At 52.4% G+C, this 11,025-nt stretch carries 8 protein-coding genes; all 8 read left to right on the top strand.

The annotated features are described in order from the left end of the window. Window positions 1-159 precede the first annotated feature (159 nt). On the top strand, window positions 160-792 hold the full coding sequence (locus tag QME66_11240) for a DUF4388 domain-containing protein (GenBank protein MDI6809539.1): 633 nt from the start codon (window positions 160-162) through the stop codon (window positions 790-792). Window positions 793-1,122: 330 nt separating this feature from the next. Further along, entirely contained in the window at window positions 1,123-2,418 is a 1,296-nt protein-coding gene (locus QME66_11235; GenBank protein MDI6809538.1) for a nucleotide sugar dehydrogenase, read from the top strand. A gap of 32 nt (window positions 2,419-2,450) precedes the next feature. Beyond that, window positions 2,451-3,443: an SDR family oxidoreductase gene (locus QME66_11230; GenBank protein ID MDI6809537.1), complete on the top strand. Its 993-nt coding sequence runs from the start codon at window positions 2,451-2,453 to the stop codon at window positions 3,441-3,443. 2 nt (window positions 3,444-3,445) lie between these two features. Then, window positions 3,446-5,437 (top strand): ATP-binding protein, encoded by a 1,992-nt coding sequence (locus tag QME66_11225; GenBank protein MDI6809536.1) that lies wholly within the window; start codon window positions 3,446-3,448, stop codon window positions 5,435-5,437. After that, complete coding sequence (locus QME66_11220) at window positions 5,412-6,815, top strand: sigma-54 dependent transcriptional regulator (protein ID MDI6809535.1); 1,404 nt, start codon at window positions 5,412-5,414, stop codon at window positions 6,813-6,815. Before QME66_11225 ends, QME66_11220 begins: the two co-directional genes overlap by 26 nt. After that, on the top strand, window positions 6,815-7,306 hold the full coding sequence (locus tag QME66_11215; GenBank protein MDI6809534.1) for an LptE family protein: 492 nt from the start codon (window positions 6,815-6,817) through the stop codon (window positions 7,304-7,306). The genes QME66_11220 and QME66_11215 overlap by 1 nt, the downstream gene beginning before the upstream one ends. 31 nt (window positions 7,307-7,337) lie before the next feature. Continuing rightward, window positions 7,338-8,327 carry a DNA polymerase III subunit delta gene (holA, locus tag QME66_11210; GenBank protein MDI6809533.1) on the top strand — a complete coding sequence of 330 codons (990 nt, stop codon included), beginning with the start codon at window positions 7,338-7,340 and terminating at the stop codon, window positions 8,325-8,327. A 20-nt stretch (window positions 8,328-8,347) separates the two neighbouring features. After that, window positions 8,348-10,834 carry a leucine--tRNA ligase gene (gene leuS / locus QME66_11205; GenBank protein MDI6809532.1) on the top strand — a complete coding sequence of 829 codons (2,487 nt, stop codon included), beginning with the start codon at window positions 8,348-8,350 and terminating at the stop codon, window positions 10,832-10,834. Window positions 10,835-11,025: the final 191 nt, after the last annotated feature.

The raw sequence follows: 11,025 nt of genomic DNA, 5'->3' as shown, positions 1-11,025 counted from the left end.
TCGACCCCCTAAAACCCCGAGCAGTGCACCGTTCTGGGGCAATGTCAATGTCAACCTATTTATGTTACGGTGCACTAGGAACTACACGCACATACCCACCCCACAGCCGGCTCCCTGGCACAGTATTTGCTCAATCCGAATGCAGGAGGTAGAGAACCTATGGCACTAGTGGGCAGCTTGAGAGATCTGAGCTTGATAGAGGTTTTGCAGATTCTGGGTGGCTCGAGAAGAACTGGGGTCCTGAGCGTCAGAAGCGAACTTGGGCGGGCACAGGTGCATTTCCGCGACGGAATGGTTGTGAGAACGATTGCGCCCATGAAGGAAGAGCTTCTGGGGCAAATACTTATGAAGAGAGGTAAGATCACACGAGAGCAGCTCATGGAAGCTCTGAAGAGGCAGGAAGCCGACAAGCGAAGAAGAAGGCTCGGCCCCATTCTTCTCGAGATGAAACTGATAACGGAGCAGGACAGAGACGAAGCGCTGGCGCACCAGGTGGAAGAAGCCCTGTATCACCTTTGCACATGGCAGGTGGGCTTTTTCTGGTTCGATTGCGAGCTGAAGCCCGACTCAAGCCCTATATCCCTTCGCACGGAAGCCCTTATAGAGGAGGTCCGTAGAAGGGCAGCCATCGCTGAGTCTTTGGAGGCAAAGGAAGTTGCAGTGGCTGCGGAAGCTGAAAGCGTCGATTCTCTCCCTGACAGGAAAGGCGTCCTGACACCTGATAAGAAAGAGCTTATCAAGCTCTTCAGGGACCTCAGGAAGAAAGTCGGCTTGGTTACGGTAGAGAAGTAGCTCTTCCATCTCTCGGGTCTAGAACACCAAATGCAGAAAATGAAGCCGGGATAGGCCTGTGAGGCCTTGCATCTAGCAACAAAACCGGGTCCGGGACTTTCATTTTGCCATTATATCGTGCCTGAACATGGGCACGGTTTTTGCTGCCCCAAACTCCAATTTGCCGCATACCGTGTCAAAAACCCAAATTTCTCACGACCATTTTTGCTCGTGTTTTTTCCTCTTGATTGGCTCCGTTTTGGCCGATTTTATAATGGGGCACTTTGTTGACAGCGGGAGAGATTCACTGGTAGACTCACTCGACATCTTCCACTGGAAAGGAGCGTTCACGTGAATCTTGATGAGAAGATATTGACCAAGGAGGCGCGAGCAGGCGTGATAGGGCTTGGATACGTTGGTCTTCCTCTTGCTGTGGAGTTTGCCAAGGCCGGCTTCAGGGTCACCGGCGTAGACATCATCACCGAGAGAGTTAACTCGATTCAGAGGGGGAAATGCTACATCGACGACGTCAATGGAGATGAGTTGAGGTCGCTGGTCAAAGAAGGCTTTCTCAAAGCGACCAGCAACTTCAATTGTCTTGGCCGGATGGATACGATAAACATCTGTGTCCCGACTCCTCTGAGGAAGACGCGCGACCCCGATGTCTCCTATATTGTTGCAGCGACTGAGCAGGTTCAGAAGAGATTGAGAAAGGACCAGCTCATAATTCTGGAAAGCACGACTTACCCGGGCACGACCGAGGAACTTATTCTCCCAATGCTGCAGTCCACGGGCCTCAAGGTCGGCAAGGATTTCTTCCTTGCATTTTCTCCGGAAAGAGTCGATCCGGGCAACAAAGTCTACACGACCAAGAACATTCCCAAGGTAGTCGGAGGCGTCACGCCTTCCTGCACCAAAATGGCATCCCTTTTCTACGCGCAGAGTCTGAAGAAAGTGGTTCCGGTCTCGTCGACAAGAGTAGCAGAGATGGTGAAGCTGCTTGAGAACACTTTCAGAATCGTCAACATAGCCCTTGTGAACGAAATTGCACTCATGTGCGACAGGATGGGCATGGATGTCTGGGAGATAATTGAGGCAGCAAAGACAAAGCCATTCGGATTCATGCCGTTCTTCCCCGGCCCCGGGCTGGGAGGTCACTGCATACCTATCGATCCTTTCTATCTGTCCTGGAAAGCAAAACTGAGCGGCTTTGAAGCCAGGTTCATAGAGCTTGCAGGTCAGGTAAACACCGACATGCCTCACCACGTCGTCAAGAAGATCACAAATGCTCTTAATATGAAGAAGAAAAGTGTGAAGGGCTCAAGGATCCTGATACTCGGCGTGGCTTACAAGGCTGACGTTAACGACGCAAGGGAGTCGCCAGCCATCGAGATTATCCAGCTCCTGGAAGGCCTGGGTGCGGATGTCATTTACTCGGACCCATATGTCCCGGTTCTCAGGACAGATAAGTTCAAGATGAGGTCGGTGCCGATTACTCAATCTCTTCTCAGAAAAATGGACATGAGCGTTGTTGTCAGCGGGCACTCAAATTTTGACTATAAGCGGATACTGAGTCATTCCCCTCTTGTCCTCGACACCAGGAATGTGTTCAGGAACGTCAAGTCTCCAAAGATTGTCAAGCTCTAGAAGCGGGTGCGCGAATTTCGCAGGGACCTCGTATGAAAACGACGGGTGATACTTTTCTTGTGACAGGAGGGGCCGGCTTCATCGGCTCGGCCACTGTAGAGTACCTTCTCTCCAAAGGCAGCAAGGTTTCCGTGCTGGACAATTTCTCGACCGGGCGTAGGGAGAACCTCGACTTCCGCGGCGTTCTTGACGAGGCGGCTCTGTCGCTGCTCACCGTCTTCGAAGGGGACATCAGGAATGTTGATGATACAAAGAAGGCGATGCAGGGAGCCCGGTATGTCATTCACCAGGCAGCTTTGACTTCACTCCAGCAATCCGTGCGTGCTCCACTGCTTGCGAATTCCGTCAATGTTGACGGATTCCTGAATTGCCTTGTGCTTGCACGGGACCTCGGGGTAAAGAGACTCGTCCTTGCCTCGTCGTCATCGGTGTATGGAAACAGTCAGGAGCTGCCGAACAGGGAAGAGGCGAAGCTTGAGCCTGCATCTCCGTATGCGGTTACGAAAGCGATAGGAGAGAAGTACTGCAGGATGTTCGACTCGATCTACGGACTTGAGACGGTGGTACTCAGGTATTTCAACGTTTTCGGCCCAAGGCAAGATCCCAATTCTGAATACGCGGCAGTAATCCCTGCTTTCATCAAGAAACTTCTCATGGGCGAAAGGCCAATAGTCTATGGTGATGGCAAGCAGAGCAGGGATTTCATCTATGTCGGGGATGTTGCCGCCGCAAATCACCTTGCCTGCGTCAAAGAGGGCGCCTCAGGCGGAGTCTTTAACATTGCTTCCGGCAGGTCAAGGAGTCTGGAAGAACTTCTGTCTGCATTGAGCACGATAACCGGCTCCAGGGAACTCCCGGTGCATGCTGAGGAAAGGCCTTGTGATGTCAAGCACTCGTGGGCATGCACAGATGAGGCCAGGAAAGAACTTGGTTTTGTCCCGAAGGTGAGCTTTGAGGAAAGTCTCAAGGCAACCGTGTCATATTTCAGAAAAGAGATGACGGGCCGGGTCAAGGCTGACCGGTGATCATGAAAGCGACGCCAACGACAAAGAAACAGCTCGAGCTTCTGCTCAGGCGTATCGACGACGTCCACGGGATAGGTGCGCTTCCGCAGAAAGTCCCGTTCCCCAGGGGGAAGGAACTCGACAGCCTCATCGGGGTGGCAAACGAACTAGCCGATGAGCTTGAGAAGACCCAGAGAAGGCTTCTTGAGACAAACATCCAGCTTCTCTCACTGAGAGAAGTCGCCAACAGCATGACAGCCGTGGTTGACATTGACAAGACCATAGAGACCCTGACGTCGTACACTCAGAAGGTATTCGGCTTCTCCCAGGTCTTCTTGTGTGTTGTTGACAAGCAAAGGAGAGTTCTACGCGGCAAGTGTTCGAGGAGACACGGCAAGGGAATGAAGCTCCACGAGCTCGAAATACCGATAAAGCCCGAAAACGGCGTGATGTCAAAATCGGTGCTGAGAGCAAGGGGATCTCTCATTCTTGATCCGGAGGCCAGCCCGCCGTTCATTGAGGGAACAGGATCAGACTGGGCGTCCGGTGATTGCATTCCGCGGTCCTATGCTGTCGTGCCGCTCCTCGCGGGAAGGGAAGAAAAGCGATGTTATGAACTCAAGTCGTGCGCAAGGGAGGTCTGCCCCGCCTATCGCATCTCTGATCGGGACTGTTGGATGATGGAGGAAACAAGGTGCACGCACGAGGCAAGTTTCGGGAAAGTCCCGATGTACGAAACCTGTGTCTCATGTTCGGTGTTTCCAGTGCTCGGTGTTCTCGGAGTGGCCAGCTCGGGAGATGACCAACGGCTCTCGCAGGGAGGGCTTGGACTCATTGAGTCAATAGCCGAAGGAATCGGAACAGTCGTTGAGAACACCAGACTCTACCAGGACCTCAAGGAGGGGGAGAGGTTCAGAGAGAACATCCTGAATAGCATGGCCGGCGGTCTTATCGCAGTTGACCGTGAGGGGAAGATACTGATATTCAACAGGATGGCGGAGAAACTTACAAAGTACCGCAAGGAAGAGCTTGAGGGGAGAAACTTCACCGAGCTCTTCAGGATGGGTGAACGCGGCGAGAAGATCATTTCCGAGACTCTGCGAACCGGAAAAGGAGCGTTGAGGGAGGAGACTTTCATAAAAGGGAAGGAGCAGACTACTTTTCCGGTGAGCTTTACGGCATCGCCTTTGAGAGATGAAGATGACGAGATTTATGGCGCAATTATCACGTTTATGGATTTGAGGCCGATAAAAAGCATGGAGGAGAGGATAAGGCAGCTTGACAATCTTGCTGCGCTGGGAAGGTTCGCTTCGTCTGTGGCGCATGAGATAAGAAATCCACTTGCCGGAATTGCGGCAGGCGTGCAGTACATGAACAAGGCGCTTCCCCAGACCGAGGGAACCAGGGAGAATATTGACTTTGTATTGGGCGAGATAGCAAGGCTCGACAGGATAGTCCGGGACCTTTTCCAGGTAACTCATCCCAGGGCACTTCTTCTTCAAAAAGTGGACCCTGTTGGAATCATCGAGCGGAGCATCCAGGCGGTGTTGCCTCTCCTTGAGAAAGAGGAGATAACATTAGAGAAACAAATAGAACCGGAGATGGGCGAGGTAACCGTTGATGGGGACCAGATTCAGCAGGTGCTGGTCAATCTGATAAAGAACGCCATTGAGGCAGCCTCAAAAGGGAGCACTATCAAGATCACGGCGGCAAGAGCCGGAAAGCATCAATCACGGCATGGGGCTCTGAACGGCGAGGTGCTTGCCATGGCTGTCGAAGACAATGGCAAGGGAATTTCCGAGGAGGACCTGAAGAAGATTTTTGAGCCGTTCTACACGACCAAACCTTCGGGGACCGGACTTGGCCTCTATATCTCCTATGAGATAGTCAAGAGACATGGAGGCCGGCTCTCGGTGGTGAGCGAACCGGGAAAGGGATCCACGTTCCTGATAGAGCTCCCGTTGGAGCTGGGACAAGGAGCTGTAACGAGTGAATACAACCATTCTAATCGTTGATGACGAAGAAGCGATAAGACATTTCGTCGGAAAGTTTCTCGAAGATGAGGGCTTCACTGTGGTGACGGCCGCGACCGGAGGAGAGGCCATCTCCCTGATCGGGAAAGACCTTCCGGATGTTGTTCTCCTTGACCTGAAGCTTCCTGACATGAACGGAATCGATGTCCTTCAGAAGATAAAGCGGGCAGAGCCCGGATTGACGGTAATCATGGTAACGGCTTACGCGGATGTCTCATCGGCGGTGAAGGCAATGAAATCGGGCGCCTTTGACTACCTCAATAAACCGGTCAATTTCGAGGAGCTCCTTGTCGTTCTGGATAAAGCCCTGGAGCAGACAAAACTGTGGCGAGAGCTGCGGCATCTGAGAACGCAGCGCAAGGAAACGTTCTCCCGCGATTTCGTGCGGGGCAGGAGCCCTCTTATTCTTCAGATCTACGAGATTGTCGACCAGGTGGCAAAGAGCGAATCTACTAGCGTCCTGATCGAGGGCGAAAGCGGCACGGGAAAGGAGCTGGTCGCAAATCTCATCCATGAGAAGAGCTCAAGAGCCGACAAGCCGTTCATCGAGGTGAACTGTGCAGCTATACCGAGGGAGCTGCTCGAAAGCGAGCTGTTCGGACACGAGAAGGGCGCATTCACTGATGCAAGGAGTCAGAAGCTGGGGCTTCTTGAGCTCGCAAACGGCGGCACGCTCTTTCTTGACGAAGTGGGTGAGATGAGTCTTACTATTCAGGTGAAGCTTCTGAGAGTTCTGGAGAGGATGACTTTCAGAAGGGTAGGGGGCACAAAGGACATCACGGTAAGCGTAAGAATCATTTCGGCCACGAATCAGAATCTTGAACATGCCGTAAGAGAGGGATCATTCAGGGAAGATCTTTACTTCAGACTCAAGGTCGTTCCAATAAGAGTTCCTCCCCTGAGAGAAAGGAAAGAGGATATTATTGACATAGCAAAGCACTTCATGCTTCAGTTCAACAGGGCGTTCAGAAAGAACTTTCAGTCAATTTCCCCGGAGGCCGAGTTGCTGCTCCTCGAGTACGCGTGGCCCGGAAACATAAGAGAGCTCAAGAATCTTTTCGAGAGGACCATCCTCCTGGAATCCGGAGACGCCATACAGAAAGAGCACATCGCAAAAGGACTTCAGCAAACCGGGATTAAGATTTACTCGCTCTCTTCATCCATAGATTCAATCCTTTCACTGCCCGAGCTTCCGGAGGAGGGGATTGAGCTCGAGAGACTTCTGAGAGACCTGGAGAAGAGTCTTATCCAGAAGGCCACAAGAACAGCAGGCGGCAATCAGACCAAGGCAGCAGAACTCCTCAACATAAAACGGGACAGGCTGCGGTACAGGCTCAAGCTGCACGGGATTGAAAAATAGTGAAGCTGAGAAGCTCCCTGATTTTGTTTGCATTCCTCGGAATCTCGGGCTGCGGATACACGGTATCAACCTTGCTCCCGGCCCACATCAAGACAGTTGCTGTTCCTGTCTTCAAGAATGAGACGCTTGAATACGGCCTGGAGCAGGAACTCACCGAAATCCTCACGAGATCGATTATCCAGGACAACCATCTTAGAGTTACCGACGAATCCCGGGCGAATTCCGTTGTGCTTGGGACGATCATCGGCTATGAAAACAGAGTATTCGGTTACAATGCCCGCGAGCAGGTGGAGGAGTATCAGGTGGCAATTACGGTCAAAGTTGAATTCAAGGATCTCGTGAAGAACAAGCAGATTTGGTCTGATGACCTGGTCGGATTGACCACCTATGACGTGGCAGGCAGCCAGGCAACCACGGAGCAGTTGGGGAGAAGGAGAGCCCTGGAATCCATTGCCATCGACGTTATAACACGGACAGTCGAAGGGTGGTAGGTCGAACCGGGGAAGACGAGTCCGCATGCGGTTGAGCCAGAACGAGCTTCTTAGACGTGCTGAAAAAGGAGAGAGGTTTGGAGCGTACCTCTTTTTCGGAAAGGACGAATTCAGAAAGAGACTGGCCATTGACCAACTTCTTAAGTCACTTTCGCAGGAGAAGATATTCGCCTTTGATTTCGAGAAACTGCACGCAGACGAAATACCCATTGATGAGCTCCTCGCAAAAGCCGGGAGTGTGGGGCTTTTTTCCGGGAACAAGATAATCGTTGTTTTCGAGATCCTGGACTTCGACGCAGACGAAAGACCAAGACTCCTTGAGTATCTTCGATCCCCGCTCTCCGCTACTTCGCTCATATTCACTTCACAAGAAAAGGATGTGAACAGGTCGCCGCTTTTCAAGGTAATCGAAGGCTCGAATCACGGCGTTGTCGTGGATTTTCCTCAGCTCACCAATCGTGATGCAGAGCGGTGGGTCAGAGGAGAAGTGAAGAAGGCGGGGAAGGAGATAAGCCAGGGTGCAATAGATATGCTCCTTGAATCCTGCGGAATGGACCTCTGGACGGTTGGCAACGAGCTCGAAAAGTTGATCGCCTATGCGGGGACTTCTCCTGCGCTGGACCAGGAGACTGTTGAGAATGTCCAGGGCTTTGGAAAAGAGATTTCTGTTTTTGAAGTCGCAGAGAAAACTTCTCAGAAGAACAGGAAAGCTGCCTTCTTCGCACTTGAAAAGAACCTCTTGGCGGGAACGGAACGCAACAAGGTCTTCCCGGCGATCTCAAGGGAATACGGCCTCCTCGCTGTCTCAAAAGCAGCCGGAGCCGGCTTCCCAATACCTCAGCATCTGCGCTACGTTGCTTGGAAGATCAACAAGCTTGGACCTCAGGCAGAGTCGCTCCCATGGGAAGATCTCAGGGCCAGTCTCTCCAGTGTTTTTGAGTCTGAGTTCGAGCTCAAGAACAGCAGAGTTCCTTGGGACCTCGGTATCGAACTCCTTCTGCATAAATTGACAAAGAAATAGCCTGCTGATAGGCTCCCCCCATGGAAGACAACGAAGTCCCCTATAACGTCCGCGAGATTGAGAAGAAATGGCAAGCCGAGTGGGATAGAACCGGCCTTTTCAAGATGAAACCCGCTTCCCCGGCCAAGAAATTCTACTGCCTCATGATGTTTCCCTATCCGTCCGGCGAGCTCCACGTTGGCCATGGCAGGAACTACATCATTGGCGATGTGGTCGCAAGAGTGAACATAATGAATGGGATGAATGTCCTGTCTCCCATGGGGTGGGATGCCTTTGGCCTTCCGGCCGAGAATGCTGCCATAGCAAACAACCTTCATCCTGAAGTCTGGACCAAATCAAAGATCGCCAGAATAAAGGAACAACTTCAGGCGTGGGGAGTCGGGTATGACTGGGACAGGGAGGTGGCGTCTTGCGATGCGACTTATTACAGGTGGACTCAGTGGATGTTCCTCAAGCTCTTTGAGAACGGACTTGCATATAAGGCAAATGCCCTGGCGAACTGGTGCCCGGGTTGCAAGACAGTCCTTGCCAACGAGCAAGTTGTCGGAGGCGCGTGTGAAAGATGCGATACGCCTGTCACGCTGACCGAACTCGAACAGTGGTTCTTCAAGATAACCTCCTACGCCGATCGACTTCTCGATGACCTTGACCTTCTCACCGGGTGGCCCGAGAAGGTGAAGACCATGCAGAAGAATTGGATAGGGAGGAGCGAAGGGGCGGAGATTAATTTCCCGGTGAAGGGAAAGGATTTCAGGTTAAGCTGCTTTACAACTAGGGCCGACACAATCTTCGGTGCAACTTATCTTGTGCTTTCCGCCGACCACCCGAAGATTTCCGAGCTCATAACCGACGCATGCGGGCCGGAGGCCATGAAATTCATTGAAAGCGTTAGGAGGACGTCGCTCAAGGCGCAATGGGAGACAGAAGAGGAGAAGTGCGGCGTTCCAACCGGCTCGTTTGCGATAAATCCGTTCACTCACGAAGAGATACCTATCTGGATTGCAAACTATGTGCTTCTGGAATACGGAACCGGGGCAATCATGGCAGTGCCTTCTCACGATCAGCGGGACATGGATTTCTCATTGAAGTACAAGCTTCCTATACGGGAAGTTGTGAAGGGAAGAAAGACCGTGCCGCCCGGAGCTGCATATGAAGGTGAGGGTGTTCTGATAAACTCTGGCACATTTTCCGGACTTGAAAGTGAGAAGGGGAGAGAGAAGATTGGAGAATATCTTGAATGCAACGGGCTTGGCAGGAGGACGGTGAAATACAAGCTCAGGGACTGGCTCGTCTCCAGGCAGAGATACTGGGGAACGCCGATACCAATTATCTACTGCAAGAAGTGCGGCACGGTCCCCGTGCCTGAGTCGGATCTTCCAGTCCTTCTCCCGGGGAACGTCAAGTTCCAGCCGACAGGACGCTCGCCCCTCGCCGAGAGCGAAGAATTTCTGAATACCAAGTGCCCGCGCTGCAGCGGTCCCGGAAGGCGAGAGAGCGACACGATGGACACGTTTGTGGATTCAAGCTGGTACTTCCTGAGGTTTATCAATCCGAAGAAGGAGGACGGCCCGTTCGATGTCGCTGATGTGAACAAGTGGCTTCCGGTTGATCAGTATGTGGGCGGAGTGGAGCATGCAATCCTTCACCTGCTGTATTCGCGCTTCATCACCAAGTTTCTTAATGACATCAAGATGGTGAACTTTCCAGAACCGTTTGAAAACCTTTTCACGCAGGGGATGATACTGAAGGACGGCTCTGCAATGTCCAAATCGAGAGGGAACACTGTCAGCCCTGATGAGCTGGTTGGCAGATACGGTGCAGATACCGTCAGACTGTACACGCTATTCATCGGCCCGCCAGAGAAGGATGCAGAATGGAGCGAGAGGGGAGTCGAAGGTGCCAATAGATTCCTCAAGCGTGTCTGGAGACTCGTGACCGAGAACAGGGAGAGTCTTCCGGCCCGGGTTGACCGCGGCTCTCTCAGGGCTCTCGAAGAGCCTGAGCGAGTACTGAGAAGAGAGATCCATGCAGCGATCAAAGGTGCGAGGGATGATCTTGAGAGACTTCATTTGAACACGGTGGTCAGCAGGCTCATGGAGCTAGTAAATGCTTGTTACTTATATGTGCAATCTCCTGGGGTTAAAGTAACACGTGAAGATAAGGGAGGAGCCGTTCTGAGAGAGGCCTTTGAGGCGCTTCTCCTCATGCTGGCGCCTTTTTCGCCGCATATGTCAGAGGAGCTCTGGCAGATGCTTGGGCACAAGCAGAGCATCTTTATGTCTGCCTGGATGGAACATGACAATGGTGCGCTCGCGCAAGAGGAATTTACTCTAGTCGTCCAGGTCAATGGAAAGGTCAGAGCCAGGATACAGCTTCCAACCGGCGCGTCACGCCAGGAAGTGGAGCAAGCCGCGCTTTCGCATCCATCCATAACCGCCCAACTCAAGAGCCGTCCCGCAGCCAAGTTCATCCACGTCGAAGGCAAACTCCTCAACATCGTCGCCTAGGATCTGCTTCGGATGTCCTTTTCCTCCTGCCGAAAATGTCGATCCTTCTTCGACTCGTTCACTCGAATTTGTGAACTCGGCCTACGGCGTCAGACAGCACAAATTCGTCCCGCTTTTGGGACGAGTTTGCAGCAATCTAGTGTAGTGCGTCTAACGCTTCTTTACATTTGGTGACTTTGGCCAGGATGCGC

The sequence above is a fragment of the Candidatus Eisenbacteria bacterium genome (genome assembly GCA_030017955.1).
Classification (GTDB): Bacteria; Eisenbacteria; RBG-16-71-46; order JASEGR01; family JASEGR01; genus JASEGR01.
Note: the sequence above shows the minus strand (reverse complement) of the source record. Positions and strands in the feature narration are given on the sequence as shown.

Bases quoted from the DNA above. Each gene is read 5' to 3' on its own strand.
- leuS (MDI6809532.1), top strand. From the start codon at position 8,348: ATGGAAGACAACGAAGTCCCCTATAACGTCCGCGAGATTGAGAAGAAA.
- QME66_11230 (MDI6809537.1), top strand. From the start codon at position 2,451: ATGAAAACGACGGGTGATACTTTTCTTGTGACAGGAGGGGCCGGCTTC.
- QME66_11225 (MDI6809536.1), top strand. From the start codon at position 3,446: ATGAAAGCGACGCCAACGACAAAGAAACAGCTCGAGCTTCTGCTCAGG.
- QME66_11240 (MDI6809539.1), top strand. From the start codon at position 160: ATGGCACTAGTGGGCAGCTTGAGAGATCTGAGCTTGATAGAGGTTTTG.